The organism is Gulosibacter sp., assembly GCF_052090685.1.
Lineage (GTDB): Bacteria > Actinomycetota > Actinomycetes > Actinomycetales > Microbacteriaceae > Gulosibacter.
The window spans coordinates 43682-66855 of sequence record NZ_JBQDBE010000003.1 but is presented as its reverse complement, the minus strand read 5'-3'; the positions used below and the strand labels follow the sequence as shown (position 1 = coordinate 66855).

Annotated in this window: 19 protein-coding genes; 6 read left to right on the top strand and 13 right to left on the bottom strand. The window is 55.3% G+C overall.

Going from position 1 to position 23174, the window contains the following annotated elements:
- The first annotated feature begins 45 nt into the window (after positions 1-45).
- From ACTHXA_RS02815 to ACTHXA_RS02800, 4 genes are all read left to right on the top strand, one after another.
- Positions 46-1089, top strand: coding sequence for a ketopantoate reductase family protein (locus ACTHXA_RS02815; RefSeq protein ID WP_441669146.1), 1044 nt, complete (start codon positions 46-48; stop codon positions 1087-1089).
- Between the two features lie 14 nt (positions 1090-1103).
- Positions 1104-1403, top strand: a complete 300-nt coding sequence (locus ACTHXA_RS02810; RefSeq protein ID WP_441669144.1) for a Dabb family protein — start codon at positions 1104-1106, stop codon at positions 1401-1403.
- Complete coding sequence (locus tag ACTHXA_RS02805; protein ID WP_441669142.1) at positions 1393-2430, top strand: ketopantoate reductase family protein; 1038 nt, start codon at positions 1393-1395, stop codon at positions 2428-2430. The genes ACTHXA_RS02810 and ACTHXA_RS02805 overlap by 11 nt, the downstream gene beginning before the upstream one ends.
- An 84-nt stretch (positions 2431-2514) precedes the next feature.
- The gene (locus tag ACTHXA_RS02800) at positions 2515-3249 is read left to right on the top strand and encodes a helix-turn-helix domain-containing protein (RefSeq protein WP_441669140.1); all 735 of its coding nucleotides are present in this window, start codon (positions 2515-2517) and stop codon (positions 3247-3249) included.
- 143 nt (positions 3250-3392) lie between these two features.
- On the opposite strand, the gene ACTHXA_RS02795 is transcribed toward ACTHXA_RS02800, so the two are convergent.
- From ACTHXA_RS02795 to ACTHXA_RS02745, 11 genes are all read right to left on the bottom strand, one after another.
- Positions 3393-4481: an SDR family oxidoreductase gene (locus ACTHXA_RS02795; RefSeq protein ID WP_441669138.1), complete on the bottom strand. Its 1089-nt coding sequence runs from the start codon at positions 4479-4481 to the stop codon at positions 3393-3395.
- Positions 4482-4598: 117 nt separating this feature from the next.
- Positions 4599-5543: a zinc-dependent alcohol dehydrogenase gene (locus ACTHXA_RS02790; RefSeq protein ID WP_441669136.1), complete on the bottom strand. Its 945-nt coding sequence runs from the start codon at positions 5541-5543 to the stop codon at positions 4599-4601.
- A gap of 112 nt (positions 5544-5655) precedes the next feature.
- A complete protein-coding gene (locus ACTHXA_RS02785) occupies positions 5656-6711 on the bottom strand; it encodes a zinc-dependent alcohol dehydrogenase (RefSeq protein WP_441669134.1) in 1056 nt (351 codons plus the stop codon).
- 9 nt (positions 6712-6720) lie between these two features.
- Positions 6721-8100 (bottom strand): M24 family metallopeptidase, encoded by a 1380-nt coding sequence (locus ACTHXA_RS02780; protein WP_441669132.1) that lies wholly within the window; start codon positions 8098-8100, stop codon positions 6721-6723.
- 556 nt (positions 8101-8656) lie between these two features.
- Entirely contained in the window at positions 8657-11218 is a 2562-nt protein-coding gene (locus ACTHXA_RS02775) for an ATP-binding cassette domain-containing protein (RefSeq protein WP_441669130.1), read from the bottom strand.
- Positions 11219-11301: 83 nt separating this feature from the next.
- A complete protein-coding gene (locus tag ACTHXA_RS02770; protein ID WP_441669128.1) occupies positions 11302-12402 on the bottom strand; it encodes a substrate-binding domain-containing protein in 1101 nt (366 codons plus the stop codon).
- 57 nt (positions 12403-12459) lie between these two features.
- Positions 12460-13482 (bottom strand): ABC transporter permease, encoded by a 1023-nt coding sequence (locus tag ACTHXA_RS02765; protein WP_441669126.1) that lies wholly within the window; start codon positions 13480-13482, stop codon positions 12460-12462.
- A 36-nt stretch (positions 13483-13518) separates the two neighbouring features.
- Complete coding sequence (locus ACTHXA_RS02760) at positions 13519-14583, bottom strand: zinc-binding dehydrogenase (RefSeq protein WP_441669124.1); 1065 nt, start codon at positions 14581-14583, stop codon at positions 13519-13521.
- 51 nt (positions 14584-14634) lie between these two features.
- Complete coding sequence (locus tag ACTHXA_RS02755; RefSeq protein WP_441669122.1) at positions 14635-15420, bottom strand: SDR family NAD(P)-dependent oxidoreductase; 786 nt, start codon at positions 15418-15420, stop codon at positions 14635-14637.
- A gap of 334 nt (positions 15421-15754) precedes the next feature.
- Complete coding sequence (locus ACTHXA_RS02750; RefSeq protein ID WP_441669120.1) at positions 15755-17068, bottom strand: pyruvate dehydrogenase complex dihydrolipoamide acetyltransferase; 1314 nt, start codon at positions 17066-17068, stop codon at positions 15755-15757.
- Positions 17068-19257, bottom strand: coding sequence for an alpha-ketoacid dehydrogenase subunit alpha/beta (locus ACTHXA_RS02745; RefSeq protein ID WP_441669118.1), 2190 nt, complete (start codon positions 19255-19257; stop codon positions 17068-17070). Before ACTHXA_RS02745 ends, ACTHXA_RS02750 begins: the two co-directional genes overlap by 1 nt.
- Positions 19258-19412: 155 nt before the next feature.
- Between ACTHXA_RS02745 and ACTHXA_RS02740 the strand changes: the two genes are divergently transcribed.
- Complete coding sequence (locus ACTHXA_RS02740; protein WP_441669116.1) at positions 19413-19934, top strand: VOC family protein; 522 nt, start codon at positions 19413-19415, stop codon at positions 19932-19934.
- A 4-nt stretch (positions 19935-19938) separates the two neighbouring features.
- Complete coding sequence (locus ACTHXA_RS02735) at positions 19939-20619, top strand: GntR family transcriptional regulator (protein ID WP_441669114.1); 681 nt, start codon at positions 19939-19941, stop codon at positions 20617-20619.
- Between the two features lie 213 nt (positions 20620-20832).
- On the opposite strand, the gene ACTHXA_RS02730 is transcribed toward ACTHXA_RS02735, so the two are convergent.
- Together ACTHXA_RS02730 and ACTHXA_RS02725 are read right to left on the bottom strand one after the other, a co-directional pair.
- The gene (locus ACTHXA_RS02730; RefSeq protein WP_441669112.1) at positions 20833-22212 is read right to left on the bottom strand and encodes an NAD(P)/FAD-dependent oxidoreductase; all 1380 of its coding nucleotides are present in this window, start codon (positions 22210-22212) and stop codon (positions 20833-20835) included.
- Between the two features lie 269 nt (positions 22213-22481).
- A complete protein-coding gene (locus ACTHXA_RS02725; protein WP_441669110.1) occupies positions 22482-22964 on the bottom strand; it encodes an Lrp/AsnC family transcriptional regulator in 483 nt (160 codons plus the stop codon).
- Between the last annotated feature and the right edge of the window lie 210 nt (positions 22965-23174).

Below are 23174 nucleotides of genomic sequence, written 5' to 3'. Positions count from 1 at the left end.
TGCTTTCGTTTATTGTAGCTGTACAACTTCCAAAGGGGGAAGCTCATGAGCGACCAAAAGATTGCAGTCCTCGGCACGGGTGCCAATGGCGCATCCATAGGAGCCGATTTTATTCGCGCTGGCATCGATGTAACGTTTATCGACCAGTGGCCCGCGCATGTCGAGGCGATGAAAGCAAACGGGCTAACCGTCAGGCTCCCTGATGGCTCCGAAGAACACTCTGTAGTGAATGCGCTGCACCTGTGCGAAGTCGCTGAGCTGCGCGATCCCTTCGATTTCGTGTTTGTTTCCACTAAGACCTACGATACTCGCTGGGTTACACAGCTGATCGAGCCGCTCCTTCATGAGAACTCAATCGTCGCGGGACTTCAGAACGGGATGACGATTGACACTGTCGCGGAAGTTGTCGGGGAGCATCGCTCAGTAGGGGTCGTACTCGGTATTGCCGCGAACATGTTCACCCCTGGTGTCATTGATCGCCAGATTCCACGTGAGGGTACGTGGTTCACGGTCGGTTCGTTTAACGGCACTGTGACTCCGCAGGTCGAGGCCGTCGCCCAGATTCTGAGCCACGCTGGCACTGCAGAAATCTCGACGGATATCCGGTCTTCGAAATGGATGAAGCTCATCGCCAATATCCCCGAGATGCTGCCTTCGGCAATCCTCGACATGCCCTTATTGAGTGCCGTTCAGGTACCAGGAATTCGAAAAGTAATGGACGAGGCTTCGCGCGAGGCCTACTCGCTCGCGCTCAAGGCGGGCATCACAATGCTTCCCATATTTGGAAAGACTTCCGCTGAGGTCCCGAACAACTATCAGTACGCACTCGACCTACTCGATGCAGTTCTCGAATCCTTCTCGTTGCCAGACACTCGTGTTGCTGTCTTACAAGATTGGATGAAGGGTCGACGCGCCGAGCTCGACGCATTCAACGGATACATCGTGACACTCGGTCAACAATTTGGCGTACCCACCCCCGTCAATGAGCACATTCTTCGCATTGGGCAAGACATTGAAAACGGCAAGCTCACACCAGGAATCCAGAACGCGGAATTGATGCGCGAAGCGCTACTTCACTATTCTCACTAAGGAAAGAACAGCCAATGATTCGACACGTCGTTACGTTCAAGTTTAAGGCCGAAACTGCGGAAGGAAAGTCTGCAGCTGCAAGTCAGCTTCGTGAGTCTCTCGAACCTCTCGCCGCGTCAGTGCCCGGCGTCCGTTTTCTGCAATTCGGCATCGACAATGGATCAGTCGAGGGCCATTGGAATGCGGTACTCATTACGGAGCACGACTCTTTTCAAGAACTCAGTGAATACCAAGTTCACCCCCATCACCGAGCCGTGCTTGACACCGTTGGGGACCTAGTGTCAGAAAAGTCCATTGTCGATTATGAGTTCTAGCAAGCATTTCACTCCCTCACTGAAGGTCCGCATTGCGGTGTTTGGCGCCGGCGCGAACGGTGGTGCTATTGCTGCGGCTCTCGCGGATGCTGGAGCGGACGTCACAGCAATCGACCCGTGGGCGGCACATATCGAGGCGATACGCAGTCACGGGTTGACCGTAACGACTCCAAAAGGTACCCAAATCTCACAAGTCAAAACTTTGCATCTTTGTGAATTAGCTCACCCTGCAATGAAATACGACCTCATCGTATTGGGAGTCAAGGCATACGACACACGATGGTCCTGCGAATTGCTCCTCCCGTATCTCTCCGATAACGGAACCGTAGTCGCCGTGCAGAACGGTCTTACGCTCGATGTCGTGGCTGAAACATTTGGCTTGGACCGCTCCGTAGGTGCGGTCATCGAGGTGGCCTCCAACCTGATGACACCCGCCACCATAGAGCAGCAAGCGCCAATGTGGCTAGCGCTCGGCGGTGAAACACCGGTATCACGAGCCCGTGCGGCCTGGGTTGCGGAAGTCCTGGAATCAGCGGCAACGACCCGAGTCATCGACGACATCCGATCTGCGAAATGGATGAAGCTGGTTGCTAACGCGTGTGAGCTTGTCACGTCAGCTGTTCTTGATTTGCCTCTAGCGGAAGCCACCTCGTTGCCAGGGATGTACGAATTCATGGTGAAGACAGGTCAAGAAGCGCTTGACACAGCTCTGGCGAACGGGCATGAGATTGTTGAAATTTTTGCCGAGACAAACACTGATACTCCGGCGAGGGCGACCTACGTTAGGGACTTGCTGGACGCGGTTCTCCGGGACTATACACGCCCCAACACGCTAACCGCCGTCCTGCAGGACTGGCGAAAGGGTCGCCGAGCAGAGATCCATGAAATTAATGGAGAAATTGTGTCTCGCGCCCAGGCTGGTGTTCCGTACAATCGCCGGACCCTTGAAATCGCTCTGATGATCGAATCGCGGAAACTTCAAGCCCAGCCAAGTAATCTGGTGTTACTGACAACGGGCTATGAATAGCTATTGCATGACCCAATTAATTTGTTCACACCCGAATCAACCGCATCACAACGGGCCAGCAGGCCACTAGAAAGATTTACCCAAATGAGCATCGATTCAGTCCACCCGTCAGAGTTGATGGGGCCTCTCCTTCGGCAAGCTCGTGAAGAGAAGGGACTAAGCCTGCGTGCGCTAGCGGCCAAGATTAGCGTCTCTCCGAGCTTGCTCTCTCAAGTTGAAACCGGAAAAACTAAGCCATCGGTGAGCACACTATACGCGCTCGTTTCAGAACTGGGAATTTCAACCGATGTCCTGCTCGGGCGCCAAAAAGCCGAGACGAACTTGGTGGATGTTCCCGTTGATAGCGCCCAAACGTTTCCAAGCAGCCGTACGCAGTCTTTTCTGTCCCAAAGAGCCGGTCGGTTCCCCACCCTAGAGATGCAAAACGGAGTGCGATGGGAGCGGCTCCCCGTCCTCGACGGCACCGACGTCGAGGCACTGCGCGTGACGTACCACCCGGGTGGCTCTAGTTCCATTGAAGGCCATCTCATGCGCCATTTCGGTGTCGAGCATGTCTATTTGATCAGCGGAGAACTTGAGCTCCAGATTGAATTTGACGTACACACAATCCACAGTGGTGACGCGTTCGTGTTTGACTCTCAGAAACCGCATCTATTCAGTAATAAATCGGATCAAGCAGCAGTTGGTATTTGGTACGTCGTTGGCCGCCAAGCCGAAGCCAGAAAGACTGACCGAGTGCAGGAACATATGGAAGAAACAACTCAAACCAACGCCGATCCTCTGGATATGCTCGACGTGCTACGTCAGTTTCGTACCTAACTACGAAAATGTGCGTATGCGCACTCAATGCACAGGAACCTCCCTGGGGCCGACCAGCAATGGTCAGCCCCAGGGAGGTTCTCACCTCGATCCCGTGCGCAGCACACGACTGCAGTATCCAGAGTGCACGGACAGCTCGACTATTAACTAGGGATAACCTTCGAAGCGCGAAGGCTGTCGAAGAGTTTCGCAAAAGATGACAGAGTGTCTATTGAGTCTAGAAATCCTGCACTCCGGCTGCGTGACATGTCGGTGAAGCACTCGACTGGGCGGTTGAGATCACTATCGGTGTGCCACCAAGAAGCCACCTTGTTGATTTCCGCTTCAACCAAACCCTCACGTTCTGCAATCTCATGCCAAACATCGTCTTTCCCAGCCATCTGCACTTCAAGCGGCCGTGGTTCTCCTGAATATCCCTCTGGTTCGACGCCAAGCAGTTCCGCGATACGTGGCCACATCCAACGCCAACGAAATACATCACCATTGGCAACGTTATACGCTTGGCTGGGCAGCCCAACTGTCGAAGAGGCCCAGATCATTTGCCGCGCCAAAATACCGACATCGGTCATATCCGTGATGCCATTCCACTGCGCCTCATTACCGGGAAAAACGAATGGCTTTTTTTCAAACCGGCAAATTGCAGCTTGTGCAGCGAGGGTCTGTCCCATGTTCATCGCGTTACCGAGTGCGCTACCGATGATCGTGTGCGATCGGTGCACGCTCCAGCCAAAACCGAACTTGTCAGCGTACCCCCAGAGCTCGTCCTCTTGCGCGTAGTAGAAGTTGTCGATCTCGAGTCGGGGCTCATCTTCGTGGAATGGTGTGTCCCGAACGGTGTCCACCGCAAACGCCTCAAAGGGCCCGAAGTAGTGCTTCAAGCCCGTTACAAGTGCGACATGTCGCACAGTTCCGCTAGGCACCGTTGCTTCAAGCACGTTATGGACCATCGCACGGTTCACCAAAATGTTCTCAGCCTCAGTAGTCCGACGTGCCCATGCGGAGAGGAAAATGTGCGTAAACGTGTCGCCCGCGAGGACGTCAGAAACGGCATCCGCGTCAGTGAGATCGGTGAGAACACTTTTCGCACCAGCTATCTCGACCATCTGTGAACGCGAAAGGCTCGTGGCCCGCCACCCCCGGGCTACGAGCTCTCGTATCAGTGCTTGGCCAGTCACTCCGCTGCCACCAACAACGAGTGCGTGAAAATTTTGGGCCTCGTCGAGATTAGTCATTTCACTTCCTTAAGGGTTACATGTGTGTTCGCTCGAACGGCGAAGGGCGAGCATCTCAGTAGCAGCGCGTCCATGAAAGACGCGCAGTCACCGTTTAGTGACTGCGCGTCTCATTACCTAGATCGATGCGTCGAGGTGAACCTGCACTTTGAGGTTCTTCGCGGTGTTTCGCGATGCGGTCAACGCATCGATAGCGTCGTCTAGCTCAAAAGTGTCGGTAATGAGCGGAGACAAGTCAATGCCTGTTCGTTCCAAGAAACGGATGGCTTCGGGCCACACATTTGGCGAACCGATCGACCCAACAATCGTGAGCTCCTTCGACTGGATCAGCCCGAGCGGCACCGATGCTTCCTGACCGATGTTGATGCCAATGAAACCGAGTCGCGCGCCTTGTGCCGCGATTCGGATAGCGTTCGCCATCACGTTTGCGTTCCCGCTTGCCTCCATTACGACGGAGGGACCACGGCCGTCAGTCAATCTATTGAGCAGCGCGTCGGCATCCTCCGGTTCCACGGCGTGGGTCGCACCGAGCTTGATCGCAGCCTCACGCCGCGCTTCCGAGGGTTCGATCGCGACGACTGTGGCACCAAGCGCGGCGGCCGCAGCAGCCGTTACGAGCCCTACCGGACCCGCACCTAACACCGCGACGGTATCACTTGCGTTAACGTTGCCCACTTGCATGAGTGAACGATAACCGACGGTGAACGTCTCAATAAGGGCACCCGTTCCCCAATCAATGCTGTCCGGAATCCGATGTAGCCATTCGGGCCGGACAACAAAAAAGTGAGCCATGGCGCCACTAATCGAAAAGCCAAAATGGTCCTCGCCGATTACGCATTCACCAACTACGCGATCACCAACCGTGAACGCTGTCACATTTTCGCCAACTTTCACAATCTCACCTGACCATTCATGACCAGGAATGATTGGATACGTAAATGGGATTATGTATTGCCCCTCGAGCAGTTCGATGTCGGAGTGGCATACACCGACCGCTCGCGAGGCCACGAGGATTTCGTCAGGACCAATTTCAGGGACCTCCACCTCGTTAACTTGAGGCATTTCTTTTGCTACGAATTGAAGCGCTTGCATACTTCTACCTTTGTTGTATTCTTCTTCATATAAATCAACGTTGATTCGGTTCGATGTTAACCAATTGCTCGGGCTCTATTCCTCACAGTGAGGGGTCGAACAAGATCTTTCCTTCGATCTGGCCGGTGGCAAGTAGCTGGAGTTGCTCCGCCAAGTCTTCCAATGGCCGGACTGAATCAAGTAGCTCATCTTGAAGCGCAGGTGACTTCAATATCTCGAGCGAATCTGGCATGTCGTCCTTGCAAACATGCGCGAGCGTTGTTGTGATCACGATCTCTCGGAAAACGAGGGTGTGGATGTCTACTTCCTGTTGCTTCGTGGGAAGTCCCACCTGAAGAATCGTGCCGCCATCACGGACGAGAGCGATTGCCCGGTTCAGCTGTCCCGGTGCGCCACTCGCCTCAATCACAACGTCAGCGGTCTTTGCCAGTTCGGCAATTCTGGCCTCGTAGTCGTCCGCGTCCACGGCAATAGTCCGAGCTGCACCGAGCCGCTCCGCGCGCTCAAGTCGGTGGCCCGCGAAGTCGCTCACGACTACTTCTGCATCTACAAGATGTTTGATCCCCGCTAGCACAAAGGTCCCAATGGCGCCTGCACCAATCAGCACGACCTTGTCACCCGGCTGAACATTAGCGCGGCGGGCTGCATGCAGACCGACCGCGAGCGGCTGTGCGAGACCGGCACGATCATCCGGCACCTCGGTTGGAATTCGCACCAAGGTCGCAGCAGGAACAGCCACATATTCGGCCATGCCACCGTCAATGTTGAGGCCGAATGTTTTGTAGTGATCGCACAGGTTAGTGCGATCCTCGAGACACCGAGCACATTCGCCACAGGAAACGCCCGCTCCCGAGGCGACTCGCTCTCCGACCTGAAAATCGGTGCTCTTGCTGTCGACGATCTCACCAATGAATTCGTGTCCGAAAACCATTGGGCCTCGGTGCCCGCTGTTTGGGTGCACATGATTGACTGGAAAGATTTTCGGTCCCGATTTCCATTCGGAAGCATCCGTCCCGCAGACCCCAGATCGAGTGACGCGAATCAACACCTCACCAATTTGGGCCTCTGGCATTGGGTGACGCTCAATTCGGACGTCACCTGCGCCGTGGTAAATAGCGGCCTTCATTGTGTTTGCCATATCGCGATCCTAGATTTCGCCGCGTCCGGCCGAAGTGTTGAGGTGCGACTGGGAGTCGCGCAACGTCGAGAGGGGCCCTCCCACGGCGTGATAGCGCTGGCCAGCAACGAGCAGTTCCTCAGCAGGGAACTTCGTGATGACCTCACAACCATCTGCCGTGACAACGACTTCTTCTTCAATTCTGGCTGCACCGATACCGTCGGCTGAGGGCCAATAAGTTTCCAGGGCGAATACCATGCCCTCTTTGAGTTCCTCAGGGTGATCAAACGAAACGAGGCGCGAGAAGATTGGTTTCTCCCAAATCGACAATCCCACCCCGTGTCCGTATTGCAATGCGAATGCCGCTTCTTCATCTGGGAATCCAAATTCTTCGGCCTTGGGCCATACTGCGACAATGTCAGCCGTTGTCGCGCCGGGGCGCACCAAGGCGATTGCACGGTCCATGTACTCTCGGGCACGCTTATACGCGTCGTTCTGAGCAGAACTAGCTGAACCAACTGCGAACGTTCGGTAGTAGCAAGTTCGGTAGCCCTGGTGGCTGTGCAGGATGTCGAAGAATGCCGGATCTCCCGGACGAATGAGTCGATCTGAAAACACATGCGGGTGCGGCGAGCAACGCTCACCGGAGATCGCATTTACACCTTCAACGTATTCGGAACCAAGGTCGTAGAGCACCTTTGACACGAGTGCGACAGTTTCGTTCTCACGGACGCCGGGGCGGAGGAACTCGTAGAGCTCTTCATACGCGGCATCCACCATTGAGGCGGCCTGGGTTAGGAGCCCAACTTCCTCTGGAAGCTTTACTGCACGAGCGTTGAGGAAGACCTGCTGGCCATCTACAACCGAGATTCCGGCCTTCTGCATTGCAAAAAGTATCGGTAGCTCGATGATGTCAACGCCGAGAGGCTCATTGAGAAGGCCAAATTTTTCAAGTTCACGCCGGATCTTGCGCGCGACCTCTTCAGCGATGCCCGCGTCCGGATGGAAAGCACCACGAAGCGTCGAAATACCGGCGCGAGCACCCGATTCTGCCCGCGGTTTCACAGCGTCATGGTGGGGAGCATGGGGGTCCGCATCCATTTCACTATGGGTGGTGTGCAGCCAAGGGTTGTAGAGGTCATGGTGTTTTGCAGCAGACCCAAAGTCCCACACAATGGGATCACTATTGCGGGTAATTAGTGAGAATCGGATCGCCTTGTCCATGGCCCAGGTGCCGATGTGGGTCGCAGACATGTAGCGGATGTTAGAGAAGTCAAACGCGAGCAAGGCCCCCAGATCAGATTTTTCAAGTTCTGCGCGAAGCCGCGCAAGACGACCGTCACGGAGGGAGTCGCGATCGATACGCTGCTCCCAGTCGACATCATTCATTCCGTAAGTCGGGATAGCCAACAGAATCACTTCCTTCTCATTTGTCGCGGATGCGAGTCATACTTGCGCAGCACTGCACAAGTGTTAATTCATACTGTACATTAGTCAAAATCTCGGACTTTGGAAACCGCTGACAACGATCCTCGAGAGGATTTCAGCGCTTAGTCGAGCATGTCGCCGCCTGATGATGCAGTGCGCAATGTACGCTCCTAGACCGCGTCGCTCACTAACCGATTGGATTGGATTAGCTCACTCTCGCTCACCTCATCCATCACACAGCAAGCTGTGCGCCACTTGCGCGGCAATTTCTCAATAAGTAGCGAGGCTCCTCGCAACGGCGCATTTCAACGAATGAGTATCCACCGCCGATAATGATGAGATTCTCCCGCGAACACCCAACCCACCTGATAGGTCTATTCTTTGCAGCCATCCGATGACAGGAGACGACGCTAGTGCAACGACTTCACTCGATACGACTAATTCCCCAAAGACACATCACTCATGACATTTCTTGTTGGAGCGATCCACGTGACTCACCCAAACAAAGCTTTTTGCTTCATAAATAGTCAGACACCACCTACAACGCACGTGCTCGTCGCCCTCGAATAGTCGTGTAAACAACGGCCGCGACGGTGATAAGAAAACCCTGCAGGAGGTACTGCCACAAACCATCCAGCCGCAGGAACACTGTTGCGTTCATGACCTGGGTGAGCAGCATCGCACCGAGCAGCGTACCGATAAAGCTTGCACGTCCACCCAGCAGACTCGCGCCACCAAGTACCGCTGCCGTAATGCTGGTCATTGTGTACGAGACGCCCTGTGCCGGGTCACCCACCCCAATTTGAGCCATGAGGACGACACCACCGAGGAACGTGAGAACTGCGGCTAATACGTATGCGCCAACCACGGTGAAGTCCACCCGCACACCTAGATTTCGTGCGGCAACCTCGTCTGATCCAACCCCGCGGACACTTAGCCCCCAACGGCTCTTCCGAAGTGCATATTCAAGAAGGAGCGTTACAACAACAGCTGCAATGAAGATGAAAGGAATTGCGCCGAACCCAGCAGTGAGAAGATCTATGATTTCTTTACTGATTGCACCACCGGTTCGAGGACGCAAGATCAAACTAATACCTTGAATCGCGATGTAGAGCGTGAGTGTTGCAGCTACAGCAGTGAACTTCACATACCTAATTAATACGCCGTTGATGAGGCCAACAATTATCGACACCAAGAGCATCGTCGCTAGCCCCAACAATATTCCGCCCAAGGAAGCGCCTTCATTAAGGTGGAATGACGCAATGACGACCACCAAGCCCGCTAATGGCCCCAGTGACAAATCAATTCCGCCGACAAGCAAGGTCACGGTCTGCCCGATAGCGATAAAAGCCAGGGCAGATGCGAGCAACATCATGGATGAAATATTAAACGCGTTGAAATATCGATCATTAACGGTGAACACGTAGAGCGCCAAGCCAATAACTAGTAGACCGAGGAGAACTGCTGGCGAATAGTCACCCCTCAGAAAGCGTTCAAACCCTGCCCTTGAGGAGTCCTTGGTTGACTTTCGTGCAGATGACTTAGCATCGGCGATCGATTCCGTCTGGGCCGAGACCGCGGCGCGGACCATCTTCTGCTCGGTAACTTCTTCGCCGGAAAGCTCAGCAACAATCTGGCCCCGCGACATCACGAGGACCTTGTCGCAGAGCCCCTCGAGTTCTGCGGCATCCGAAGACACCACCACCACAGGAGTGCCACTCGCGGAAAGCTCACGCAAGATCTGATAAATCTCCGCACGGGCACCAACATCAACACCCTGGGTGGGTTCATCAGCAAGAATGACCTTCGGTGCGCTGAGCTCCGTTCGGGCCATCACGACCTTCTGCTGGTTGCCACCTGAAAGGCTCGAAATGTCAGCTTCGATACTCGAAGCCTTCACGTTGAGCTGTTCAAGAGCGCGATGCGCTGCAACTCGTTCTTTCTTGGAGTTGAGGAAAATACCGTTGGAGACTTTCGACAGCGAAGAGGCCACAACGTTCTCCCGAAGCCCAAACTTCATGAAGAGACCTTCGTGATGACGATCCGCTGGCATGTACCCTGCATTTTTTAGCAGTTGCCGGGTCGTGAATTCCATGTTGTCGATGGAAATAGTGCCATGAGTATGGCGTGTTCGTCCGCTCAATGCCTTGAGCAGACTGCTCTGACCATTACCCACTACTCCGGAGATCCCAATAATCTCTCCGGGGTTGGCGGTGAAACTTATGTTCTGGAATCCGGGCCCAGAAAGTTCCGCAACCACAAGGTTGGGCGAGGTGCCTTCGACATATTCAAGTTTGTCAGGGAACTGAGCTTCCAGCTGACGACCCACGATGAACGTGAATAACTCGTCATCAGTGATATCACTGACTTTCTTGTTACTCAGTGTCACCTTGCCATCGCGGAGAACGCTCACCGTGCGCGCAAGGATTCGGACTTCTGCCATGCGGTGCGTGATATAAATTACCGCGATATCACGCGCGAGGGCCTCTTCGATAATTGAGTACAGCATCTGCACTGAATCACTATCAAGCGGTGCTGTCGGTTCGTCGAGGATGAGTACCTGGGGGTCACTCCCAAGTGCCTTAGCGATTTCGAGGAGGTGTTTCTGCGCGATACTGAGATTCTCGACTCGCTCGTCGAGGTGCACGGTCAATCCCACGCGGTCGATTAGTGTTTGAACTGCCGCGCGAAGGTTATCAGCGTCAGCGAGGTCTTTCGGTCGAGCAATCAAGATGTTTTCCATGACCGTGAGGTCTGGCATGACAGCCGGGTGCTGATGAACAATCGCGATTCCGTGATCGGCGGCGAGTCGTGGGGTCAGTCGTTCGTAAGAATCGCCATCGATGCTGATCGTCCCTCGGTTGGGTGCGAGGACACCGGTGACCACGTTCATCAGGGTTGACTTCCCGGCACCATTTTCGCCAAGCAATGCGTGAACTTCGCCCCGAGCAAAGGCAAGTGATACGTCAGTCAGCGCTTTCACCGCGCCGAAGGTCTTAGTAACGCCCTCTGCCTTGAGGATCGTCGTGCCGCGTTCCTGGTCTGCAATTGAGATTCCCGGACCGTTAGGGTCGCTCACGTGCTGAGTCATCTGAGTCATCTTTCGAACTGAAATCGTTGCGGCGGTGGGGCTCGGTCGGCCAGACCTGCTTTGCGCCTGGCCAACCGAGTACGCCTATCGGATTATTTGATTAGCGCAGCTTGTTCTTCGCCAGACATCTCCGATGAGAGATAAATGTCGTCTGGCAGGTCGGATTCACACTGGACAGGCTTATCGTCAGATGTCGAGTCTTCAAAGACCTCTGCCTGGAAGGTGGTTTCTTCAGGCGGGGTACCACCAGTAGCAAGAGCAACGGCGTGTTGAACGGCCAGCCGTGCGTTGTCGACGCCCGTCTCAACTGTCATCAATTGGAAATCAGGATTCGCGTCCTTATTCTCTTCAAAGAAGCAGCCGAGAACGTTTCCATCGGATGTTACGAGTGCCGGAATCGAGCGATCATTCTCGGCGAACGCTGGCAGCGCTCCAACCATCGAAGGCCCAAAATCGGAAATGATCACATCGATCTCTGGATACTTATTGATCGCCGCTGTGAGCACTTGCTGGGTTGTTGAAGGATCCCAGTTGGTCACTTCAAAGGGCTGCTCACCGATCATGACGTATTTGTCGTCTGTGAGTACAGACTCTAGGCCCTCTCGCTCGGAATTGCCTTGGCTCGAACCTGCTGGACCTCCTACAAAGAGGATGTTGGCCCCGTCAGGAAACTGTTCTGCAATCCAGGTGCCCCATGCCACGCCATCCGATGTGAAGTCAGCACCGATCCAGGCGTCATAATCAACTCCCGCTTCCCCGCCTGGATCTGCACGGTAAGGGACCGTGACCACGCCAGCGTCATAGGCGCTACGGATCGCAGGGAGCACCGCTTCACCGGCATCTGGAAAAATGACGAGGGCGCCAACTCCGGTCGCCACCATTCCCTGAATGTCAGAGATTGCTTTCTGAGTGTCGCCCTGACCATCAGCGTATTCAAATGAAGTAACGCTCGGGCACTTCGCGGCTTCTTGTTCACCTGCTGCGGCAGTGAGAACACGCCATCCGTTACCGCCGAATCCATCGAGAAGAGCAAGCGAGGTTTCTTCTGGGCCGCACCATGAAGGCACATCACCAGTATGTTCAGGACCCGCTTCGTTGCTTCCGCCGGATGCACAACCGACGAGAGCTAGTGTTGCAACAGCAGCTGTAGCCAGTAGCTGACTAAAACGCTTCGCACTCATGTGTGTAGACATAAAAACTTCCTTGTTTTATTCGTGGTTATATAGGTAAAGGAGGGGATAGGCATAGGACTATGCCGTCGACGGACTCCGGTGTCGCAGGAGCTTTGCCCTTATTCCGTCCCATTTGATCGTGTAGATCGCCACACCAACCGCGAGCGCAATCGCTTGTACGAGCGTCTGAGCGGCATAGGGAACGCCAAGGGCCAGGGTGAACTGATCGAGTTGGCTCATAAATAGTGCTGCGATAACTGTCGCAATTGGGAAGCCTTTTCCGCCTAGGAGTGACGTGCCGGCGAGCACGACGACGGCAACGGAAGTTAACAGGTAGCTCGTGCCCATATATGCATTCGGCTGGAGGGTAATTCCCGTAAGGATGATTCCTGCAGTCGTATAGAGCAATTGTGCGCCGACGTAACCGAATCCTCGGTACAGGCGAACTGGGTAGCCAACCGCTATTGAGGTGGGCACACTGGAGCCCACGGATTCGAACTTGCGACCCGCAATGGTCTTCTTAATGACGACCGTGACTATGAGGAGCGTGAGTACTGCAAGTAGAAATGCGTTCGAAACACCAACTGTGTTCGAGCTAATGGTGCTGACGAGTGCGCTGGGACTACTCGTCGGCGTTCCTCCCGAAACTGCGAGCACCACGGCCATAAACAGAGCGTTAACACCGAGCGTTGCGATGATCGAGTTCAGACCTAGGCGCGCTACGAGAAGCGCATTGACGAGTCCCGCAACGATAGCGGCTAGGAAGGCGAGAGCCATCGCAGGAACGATCAGGGAGTTGTCACCATTTGGAATATGAGACATCAGTACCACTGCGAGTGAAATTGCTCCAGGCACTGACATATCGATGCCGCCTTGCTGTATAACCAGCATCTGCCCAAGGCCTGCGACTGCCAGCACCGCTCCAAATTTCAGCATGTTGTTGAAAGTTCCGGACGTGACGCTGGATGGTGCAAAGAGCATCGACACCACGATCAACACGACGAAAGCGATGAGCATCGTCAGCAGACCACGATTTATGGGGAACCGCGCGCGAGGTGCTCGGACGCTTGCGTTCTGTGTAGTTGTCCCTGATTGAGACATGGAGCTTCCTTTTGGTTCGATGTGCGTCTGAGGCTTCTACGCTTGGGGCTGGATCAGGATCTTCGTTTGCGTACCTTTGGGATCAGAAAGCTCGGCAAATACATCCATGATGGATTCGTCTAGCTTTGGCTTGGACGTAACCACCCGTTCCACGTTGCTCAGCTTGCGATCGATCAGGTTGATGATGCGGGGCCAATCGGTGACTGGGAAGCACCAGGTCCCGATGACAGAGATGTCTCGCTCTGAAATCCTCATCATGTCCATTGCTGCTGGTCTCGTGTGCAAACCTGTCTGCACAACAGTTCCAGACGCGCGAACCGCCCTAATCGCGTTTTGAAGCGCTGCCTCATTTCCGGAGCACTCAACCACAGCATCGACGCCCACACCATTCGTTTGCTCGAGGATGAATTCTGCGATATCAATTTCTTCCCCAACGTCAACAACCTGTCCCACGTCAAGCGATCGGGCCAGTCTAAGTCGATTCGGATTGCGTTCCGAGATGATGACATTGGCACCAGCAGCATCCGCATATAGTGCGGCGAGGCAACCGATCGGTCCGGCGCCAGAGATGAGCAGTGATTCGCCGGGTCGGACACCAGAGGAGTCCACCCCGTAGGCAGCGACAGCCGTAGGCTCGACGAGAGCACCCTGCAAATCGCTCACACTATCCGGAATCGGAAACGCGTTCTCTGCAGGGATAAGCGCGAACTCAGCAAGTCCCCCACTCTTGTAACTCAAACCGATACAAGCCATTCGCTCGCAGAGGTGGTTGCGGCCGCGAACGCAGTGATAGCACTGTTTGCACGAGAGCAGAGGCATGATGGACACACGCTGACCCGCTGCAACATTCTTGACCTCCGAACCCGCTTCAATTATTATCGCGGACATTTCATGGCCGAGAATCTGAGGGTTGGTGGCACCCGTAAGCGCGTGCGGATCGACCGGAGTGACGATCGGGCCCGCCTGATACTCGTGGACGTCCGTGCCACAAATGCCGCACCAAAGTGGTTTGATGAGGATCTCTGAAGATGAGACCGCACCCGGCTCCGGTACGTCTTCATACCGAATATCACCTGCAGTGTGGTAAACAGCTGCCTTCATAATAAGTACTCCTTATAATGCTGCGTGTGGTTGCTCACGTGCAGAACTCGTCTAAACGAGGATCATTCCGCCTTCGATGGGGATGATCTGACCCGTGATGTAGTCCGAATCGGAGCTAGCGAGGAAGATTGCTGTGGGAACGATGTCGGAGGGTTGCGCTGCGCGTCCAAGGATGATGTCGCCCGCCATCGAGTCAAATCCAGCATCCCCTTCGCCAATGGCCTCGAGGTCAGCATCAAGCTTGTCCCACAGCGGGGTCTCGACGACACCGGGCGCGAAGCCGTTCACGGTGATGTTGTGTTCGGCAAGTGCGCGCGCCCCCGACTGAGTGAGGGAAATAACCGCAGATTTGGCCGCGCTATAGGGCGCGAAGCTTGGAAATCCCTGACGCCCAGCGATCGAAGCAGTATTGACCACCTTGCCGGGAGTCCCTTGCTTAATGAATTGGTTGGCTGCTTCCTGCGTGCCGATAAGCGTACCGAGCGCGTTTACCTTCATAACAAGACTGAAGTTCTCCGGAGTGATGTCGAGATATTTCATCGGTGAGTTCATCCCGGCATTATTGAAGTACACATCGATCCGACCGAACTCTTCAACGGCACTGGCGATTCCGGCGGCCACCTCCGTTTTCTCCGTCACATCTACCCGAACAGCAATAGCGCGACCACCACTTGCCACGATTTTCTCGGCCACGGCAGCCGCACCATCCAAGTTGAGGTCAGCGATCACGAGATTCGCACCCTCCGCAGCCATACCCTCAGCAATTCCCGCACCAATTCCTGATGCCGAACCTGTTACGACGATTGTCTTTCCACTGAGTCGATTGTTTGACGTCACTGTTCACACTCCTCGGCCCCTCTTCACTGAGTTGGGCGGTTAGTTGAATTTGTTTAGCAGGCCTCCTGCTATCTGTTCAGTGTAGCAATACACCCACGGTTTAGGAAAGCCAGTAGTTGCAGAATTTTGCAACTTAACGCCAACTCTTTCCGATGAAGTTGGCCATGTTTGCAGCAAGAGTCACCATGTTGCATTTAACTCGCACGTTTATAGCGTGTTCACTGCTTGCCAATATTTGGTCAATACAGATGCACAGGGATGAAGTGTTAGTGGGCAGTGTCGGTCACCGCTAGCGAGTACCGCAACCAGCACGCGGTATCTTTACGGCATTTGACTAGAGCAAAATCTCCATAGGGTTCTCTACGATGCGTTCAAACTCCGCAAGCCATTCCGCGGCAAGTGCTCCATCCAGTACTCGATGATCCGCAGATAACGTCACACTCATTACCATGGCGGTTTCTATCTCACCATCGTCGCTGACAATAGGCTGTTTGGCAGCTGCGCCAACAGCGAGAATTCCAGCCTGGGGAGGATTCAGGATAGCGGAGAAGGATTTGGTCCCGTACATTCCAAGATTTGACACTGAGAATGACCCGCCTTCGAGTTCGTGCTGCTTAATCTTGCCCTCCCGTGCCCGGGCCGCCAGTTCACGAATCTCCTCACTAAGTTTCGTGATCGACTTGGTTTCTACACCACGCACTACAGGTGTCAACAGTCCGTTTGGTACCGACACAGCAACGGCAATGTCAACCGACTTAAACTTACGGGTGGCTTCCTCAGTCCAAATCGCGTTTGCCCCTGGTACCTTTGCAAGCGCTACGCCGACAGCCTTGACGACGAGGTCATTCACTGAGACCTTGGCCTCAAGTTTCGCGTTGATTTGCTTACGCATCGCGAACATCGCGTCAACGCGAATATCTGCATTGACGTAAAAATGGGGAACTGTTGTTTTACTCTCCGTCAACCGTCGTGCGATCGCTCGTCGCATCCCAGAGTGTGGAATATCTTCGTACTTGACGTTCTCGGGCGCAGGTCCAGCGACGTTGGCTGTATGAACTGTAGTACTAGCTGACGCAGGCGTTGGCGAAGCGTCTTGTTGCGGTTTTGCTGCAAGGAAGTCTTCGACATCGCGCCGAACAATGCGACCGTTGGGGCCCGTGCCGTTAAGGAGCGATACGTGAACGTCATTTTCTTTCGCGAGTTTCCGCGCGAGGGGGCTCGCGAACACTCGGTCAGAAGCGGCTGACGGTGATTCAGATTCTTTGGATGTGGCAGGAACGTCCAGAGTCGAGGGCGTGACCGACTCCTCTTGTACTGGACCGGAAGCTGACGGTGCTGTCTCTGCCGCTGGCTGATCTGCTGGCTCGGAAGTAGCATTCGCACTCCCCAGGGCATCCTCAACGGATTCACCACTCTCAGCGATCACCGCAATTGGTTCGCCGACTTCAACGGTGTCACCAGCTTCAGCAAGGGTGCCAGCTAGTACACCAGCGGTTTCAGCTTCATACTCAACGACGGCCTTTTCCGTCTCAATTTCTGCGATCGGATCACCCTGGGCAACGGTGTCACCCTTAGCTACCAACCAGCTTTGAATCGAAGCGTTGTCGCCTCCTGCCGCCAACTGCGGCATACGAACAATGATTGCCATTAGCGATTACCCCAGCCTTTACGAACTCGTTTGAGGCCGGAGACGACCTCTTCAGTCTTTGCGATTGCCGCACGTTCAAGGACCTTTGAAATTGAGGGAGATGCTTCTCCGCCCGTCACTCGCTCGACCGGTTGATCGAGCCAGTCGAAGAATCGACGCTGGATCTCGTCCGAAAGCCAACCCCCGTATGACGGTCCCAGAGATCCCTGCTCAACGATCAACACGCTATTAGTCCTCTTAATGCTCTCACCAATCGTGTCCCAGTCGATCGAGGCACGATCTAGCCAACGAAGGTCGATGAGGTCAGCATCTACACCGGTCTGTTCGATCGCCTCCGCGCTGTGCTCGACCATTGTGAGATAGGTGAGAACTGTGACATCTTTTCCTTCACGGACGACACGCGCACTACCCGGCGGAATGATGTAATCCAGATCACCCTCTGGCACCTGGTCTTGTTTCGAGTACTGGTCGACATGCTCGATCACAAGCACGGGGTCCTCTAGCGCAAGCGCGGCGTTCATCAGTCCAACGTAATCCGCAGCGTTCGATGCCGCGACAATTCGCCACCCTGTCTGCGTCGCGAAAACGCCAGCGGGGTCCATCAGGTGCTGCGATCCGTAACCGGAACCCATCGCTACTTTGGTGCGGAGCACGAGCGGGACCGAGTTGTTGTTACCGAACATGTGCCGTACTTTGCCAGCTTGATTGAACACCTGGTCGGCTGCGACCCACATGAAATCCGGGTACATGAACTCGACAACAGGGCGGTATCGCCCATCGGTTGCAAGCCCCGTAGCAAGACCGAAGAAACCGTTCTCACTGATTGGAGTTCCGATAACTCGCTCTGGACCGTGGTTCTTTAGAAGCCCCTTAGTGGCACCATTAGTACCGCCATTGAGGTGTTGTACGTCCTCGCCCATAACGATAATTCGTTCGTCCATGGTCATCCGCCGGTCCATGACCTGCGCGACGGCATCCACGAACTTAAGCGGGCGCCGTGGCTTTGATTCAGAATGTGGTTCCAACACTTCGAGTGACTCAAGTTCTTTGCCAGAACTTCGGATGCCGGTGTCAACATTTGCGCTATTCGGCCACAGCTCGGGTCGAATACGTCGCTTTTCCGTATTCTCTGGGTCTTGCTCGATGAGCTCGTCCACGATTGCGGCCATCGATTTCTGCGCCTGCGCGCGAACCGACTCGACACCTTTGTTGTCAATCAACCCAAGCTTCTGCATCTCGTTGGCGACACGTAATAGTGGGTCACGCTCACGCCATGTCGCTTCCTCTTCTTTTGTGCGATAGCCGAACGCACTGCCAGGAAAAGGACCGTTCTGATGGAAAAAACGGTAGACCTCCGCCTCTACAACGGCGGGGCCTTCACCCGATCGCATCCTCGCTTTAGCTTCCTTCATTGCCAGGTGCACAGCGAGTGGGTCCATCCCGTCTACTCGCCAACCAGGGATCCCGAACCCTTGCCCCCGAACGGAGAAACGAGTGTCAGCTGTCGCCTCGTTCGCATGCGTCGAAACGGCATAGAGATTGTTTTCGATGAAGAAGGCTACCGGTAGCTTCCACACCGCAGCGAGATTCATTGACTCGAGGACCGATCCGATCTGACTCGATCCGTCACCAAAGTAATTTACCGACACGTTGTCGGTGCCGGAATGCTTGTGCGCCCAAGCGCTTCCTGCGGCCATGGGCGCACCCCCGCCAACAATTGCATTTGTACCCGTGGCACCGGCCTCAAGCCATTGAAGGTGCATTGAGCCACCACGCCCACCCGAGAAGCCTTGCGCAAGTCCCAATATTTCGGCAAAAGTGCGTTGCAGGACACTCTGCAACTCGTCAGATACGAGGCGATCAAGATTTAGACCTTCCCGCGTAACGTGTCCGATGACCTTGGCAAGGAACTGATGGTGACCTCGGTGCGAACCGCTCACGGTGTCTTTCGAGTTCAGCCCAATAATGGACCCTACGGCGCCACCCTCTTGACCGATGCTGGAGTGTGCTGGACCGTGTACAAGACCTTCACCTGCGAGCTCCAACAACGCCTCTTCGAAAGCTCGAATGAGGTGGAGCTGTCCAAGCATGGTTTTGAGGAGTTGCGGATCTGCCGCGGCCCAGTCTTCGTCAGTGGTCTCAATTTGGACCCATTCGACGCCCGTATCCAGGCGTTCTCGCTTCGGCATCCTTGCCTCACTTTCGTACGCGCAGGCGCCACTCTGGCGCTACTACACGAGAATACCCCCACATTGGCGCCAATAGCAACGCCAGTTTGGGCCTTTCAAGCGCTCCAGAGTGCAAACATCACCCTTTTGGCGCCAATTTGAGTTATCGTGAACTCATGATTCCGACTATCCATGGCACCGACCACATTGGATTCACGGTGCCTAACCTTGATGAAGCAGAAGAGTTTCTTGTAGACGTGCTCGGCGCTGAGCACATATACACCCTCGGCAGTAAGAGCGCCACCGACGACTGGATGCAAGTTCAGATAGGTGTCCATCCCCGTACGAAAATTCGGGAAATTCGCTTTTACCGTCTCGGTAACGGCAGCAACTTCGAATTATTTGAGTACGACTCAGCCGATGGCCAATTGCCTCAGCCTGCAAATAGCGACATTGGCGGCCACCACCTCGCTCTCTACGTCGATGACATGGACGCCGCTGTTCAGTACCTTCGCAACAAGGGCGTCGAAGTAATGGGTACGCCTGTGAAGAGTGCCCACGCTGCAGAGGGACAGCGTTGGGTCTATTTCCGTGCCCCCTGGGGCATGCAATTCGAGCTCGTGTCCTACCCGAATGGCAAAGCATACGAAGCGACGACAACCCGGAAACTATGGCACCCGAGACAACCTGCAGAATAGGACAATGACGACTTTAGAATCCGCGGCCAAGTTCCGTGCAATCAGCCACGGAGCAGCCGGTGCGAATGTGGCCAGGCAGTTACGTCTTGACATCCTTGCTGGGCACTTCGAACCCGGCACACGCATCCGCCAAACTGACCTTGCCGAGCGTTACGGCGCGTCGAGGGCAGCCGTGCGGGATGCGCTCCGGTTGCTCGCAGCTGACGGTCTCATCAGCAGTATCGCAAATACAGGCGCATGGATCTCAAAACTGAGTCTTCGAGAATGTGACGAGCTCTACCGGATTCGTGAGCAATTGGAACCGCTTCTTCTCGAGTTCACAGTCCCCGAACTCACAGATGAAGTCATCAACCGAGCTGAAGCACTCGCGCAAGAGATTTCGGAAACCGAGGAACTTGAAGCGTTTCTCGAACTCGATCGTAAATTCCACTATCTCACGTATTCAGGAGGGGAGACCCTCTTGCTTTCGGACACGGTACGAGGTCTATGGGACCGTACTCACCACTATCGACGTGTGTTCATGTCCATCGGACGGAATTCCGGAGACCGCTCGGTTGATAGCGACCATCAGCTCATCGCGAGCGCGATTCGGCGCCGCGATGCTGCAGAGGCGGGATCCATCATGCGATTGCACATTCGACGAACTCGGCTGCGCCTGACGGAGCATCCAGAGATTTTCGAGTAGGAGTCTCACACGCCTGTTTACTCAGGTCATGCGTTGCGCCACAACCTGCCAGTTCCACTTACTGGCCATTGCTTCACGCGTACCCAACCGATACCTACGTGCCGCTCGTCTCGGCGGCATCACCGATCGACACTGTGGTCACTGTGCACTCCTATCGTTTACCCCTCCCCTGTCGCTCAATTCTGCGCGGTGCTGCTGCGCAAGCTCACCTCTTTAATGCTGGTGGATGCGCCCCGACACGATATCCGCGAGGGTGGCAAGTTTCGAGGTGCTTGACTTGCCCTGGAACTCGAGATTGTCTGCGGTCCCATAGGCACCGTAGATCACACGTGTCGCGAGCCAGCGCAGCGGTTCCGGCTCCCACTTCCGAACCTTGTGGCCAACCCAGGGAAGATTCGTCAGTTCCGTGTCTTCGCCGAGGATAAGGTCACGCAATGTTCGCCCGGCAAGGTTCGTGTTCGAAACGCCGGTGCCCACGTACCCACCTGCGTGGCCGAGCCCGGTCGAGCGGTCGTAGTCAACCGTCGAAGCCCAATCGCGCGGTACTCCGAGAGTCCCCGACCAAAGGTGGTCGAGGTCGATTCCGTGCAGAATGGGGAAGAACCGGATGAGCAGATCGTGGAGGGTTCGCGCGGTGATCGCCTGGGTGTACCCGTCGAGGTCTGTTTGCGAGTTCCAGCGATACGGTACTCCCCGGCCCCCGAAGGCAATCCTGCCGTCGGCCGTGCGCTGCGCGTACATATATACGTGCGCGAGATCACCGAGCACTTCGTTGCCCTGCCAACGAAGTACCTCCCACTGCGCATCCGATAGTGGCTCGGTGACAATCAGCGAGGAGTTCATCGGTAACCACTCGCGGTGCAGCCCACGAATGCCTGCGGTGAACCCTTCGGTTGCGCGAATGATCGACGAAGCGGTGACCGTACCGCGTTCCGTGATCGCTTCGTGCGGACTAATTTCCGATACCTTCGTTTGCTCGTAGATTTCCACCCCGAGGCCTTCGACCACCCGCGACAGTCCCGCAGCGAGCTTGGCGGGGTGGATGCGGGCAGCGTGCGGATGCCACATCCCGCCGAGGGTGCCAGCAACATTGACTCGGGCTCGCGCTTCCTCGCTCGAAAGCAGTTCCCAGTCCGTGCCGCGCCATTCGGATGCGGCCTTGAAGCTCGCTTCGAGGCGCGCCAACTGTGCGGGTGCGTAGGCAACTTCGAGGTTGCCACCCTTGACGATATCGGCGTCGATTCCCTCACCTTCGGCGACGGCGATGACCTCGTCGATGGTCGCGTTCATGGCGAGCTGAAATCGTTCGCCCGCCGCGTGCCCGTGCGTTTTCTCGTACTGCGAGAGCCCACCGGTTACCGTGTTCGTGAGCCAACCGCCGTTTCGGCCCGATGCCCCGAAGCCGCAAAAGCGAGCTTCGAGGATCGCGATGCTCAGCTCGGGCCGTGCTTTCTTCAGGTAGTAGGCCGTCCACATCCCTGTGTACCCGCCGCCCACAATCGCGATGTCGACGTTGATGTCTTCATCGAGCGGGCGGCGGGGTGAGGGGATGCCGATTTGCGTCCACCAGTGCGACACATTGCCGTTGATCATGTATTTCGCTCCGAAACGGTGTTGGTGTGCAGTGGGTTCCAGCTCAATATCATTCGTCGGTATCGATCGAAGGTGTACTTATCGTGACACGGTCCTCCTATTGATCTCCATGGGCGTGCTTACCGCTTGGCAAAATGGGTCGGGCACATCGACGGCGCGATCGAGCGCGGACTCGAAGCTGCGCGTGCCGTGGCGTCGAGTCTGAAGGAATAGTGACACACCATCCGCATCAGCGCGCTATCGACTATTGACGGGCCACGTCCACCGCGTTACCCCTTAACCCGCCGCTGCGGCGAGTGGTCAAAAATGATGCTGGTGTTCGTCGCCGCGACTTCCTCGCGGGTGCTGATCTGATCTGACACGAGTGAGCGAAGCGCTCCCGAGTCGCGAACGGCGGCGTGGACAATAAAGTCGCGATCTCCCGAAATGAAATAGACGTGCTTGGATTCGGGCAGCTGCTCGAGGAAAGTTTGAAATTTTCGCAGCGAACCACGGGCTTGACCATGGATGCGGATCATAATGAGCACCTCAATCTGCAGCCCCAGCGCATCCGGATCAACCTCAGCATGAAACCCCGTGATCGTCCCGCTGTCGATTAGCGCACGCATCCGCTTATGGCAGGTTGAGTCAGCGATTCCGAGCTTTGCGGCGAGTTGGCTGTTGGACATGCGGCCGTCGCGCTCGAGCTCGCGAATCATGGCAAGGTCGAGTTCGTCGAGCACCCGGCGCTCCGATATCGCGTGAATTGCCATGGGCTGCTGCCTTTCTCTCAGGTGGATGACGCGTTCGGCTGGCTACCGAGATCGATTCCCGGCGTCGAAGAAAATTCGTCAACTCGCAGCCAAGAACACCCGTATTCGCTAAATTTTCTTCCGTAATGCTCCAATATCCAGAATTATATTCGCTCAAACAGCGATACCGCCGAAGAGTATGGAATCTTTGCTGAGTAATGAGTCGCATCA

Excerpts from the sequence above, each read along its gene's own strand:
- ACTHXA_RS02815 (WP_441669146.1), top strand. The coding sequence starts at position 46 with ATGAGCGACCAAAAGATTGCAGTCCTCGGCACGGGTGCCAATGGCGCA.
- ACTHXA_RS02810 (WP_441669144.1), top strand. The coding sequence starts at position 1,104 with ATGATTCGACACGTCGTTACGTTCAAGTTTAAGGCCGAAACTGCGGAA.
- ACTHXA_RS02805 (WP_441669142.1), top strand. The coding sequence starts at position 1,393 with ATGAGTTCTAGCAAGCATTTCACTCCCTCACTGAAGGTCCGCATTGCG.
- ACTHXA_RS02800 (WP_441669140.1), top strand. The coding sequence starts at position 2,515 with ATGAGCATCGATTCAGTCCACCCGTCAGAGTTGATGGGGCCTCTCCTT.
- ACTHXA_RS02795 (WP_441669138.1), bottom strand. The coding sequence starts at position 4,481 with ATGACTAATCTCGACGAGGCCCAAAATTTTCACGCACTCGTTGTTGGT.
- ACTHXA_RS02790 (WP_441669136.1), bottom strand. The coding sequence starts at position 5,543 with ATGCCTCAAGTTAACGAGGTGGAGGTCCCTGAAATTGGTCCTGACGAA.
- ACTHXA_RS02785 (WP_441669134.1), bottom strand. The coding sequence starts at position 6,711 with ATGGCAAACACAATGAAGGCCGCTATTTACCACGGCGCAGGTGACGTC.
- ACTHXA_RS02775 (WP_441669130.1), bottom strand. The coding sequence starts at position 11,218 with ATGACTCAGATGACTCAGCACGTGAGCGACCCTAACGGTCCGGGAATC.
- ACTHXA_RS02770 (WP_441669128.1), bottom strand. The coding sequence starts at position 12,402 with ATGTCTACACACATGAGTGCGAAGCGTTTTAGTCAGCTACTGGCTACA.
- ACTHXA_RS02765 (WP_441669126.1), bottom strand. The coding sequence starts at position 13,482 with ATGTCTCAATCAGGGACAACTACACAGAACGCAAGCGTCCGAGCACCT.
- ACTHXA_RS02760 (WP_441669124.1), bottom strand. The coding sequence starts at position 14,583 with ATGAAGGCAGCTGTTTACCACACTGCAGGTGATATTCGGTATGAAGAC.
- ACTHXA_RS02750 (WP_441669120.1), bottom strand. The coding sequence starts at position 17,068 with ATGGCAATCATTGTTCGTATGCCGCAGTTGGCGGCAGGAGGCGACAAC.
- ACTHXA_RS02745 (WP_441669118.1), bottom strand. The coding sequence starts at position 19,257 with ATGCCGAAGCGAGAACGCCTGGATACGGGCGTCGAATGGGTCCAAATT.
- ACTHXA_RS02740 (WP_441669116.1), top strand. The coding sequence starts at position 19,413 with ATGATTCCGACTATCCATGGCACCGACCACATTGGATTCACGGTGCCT.
- ACTHXA_RS02735 (WP_441669114.1), top strand. The coding sequence starts at position 19,939 with ATGACGACTTTAGAATCCGCGGCCAAGTTCCGTGCAATCAGCCACGGA.
- ACTHXA_RS02730 (WP_441669112.1), bottom strand. The coding sequence starts at position 22,212 with ATGATCAACGGCAATGTGTCGCACTGGTGGACGCAAATCGGCATCCCC.
- ACTHXA_RS02725 (WP_441669110.1), bottom strand. The coding sequence starts at position 22,964 with ATGGCAATTCACGCGATATCGGAGCGCCGGGTGCTCGACGAACTCGAC.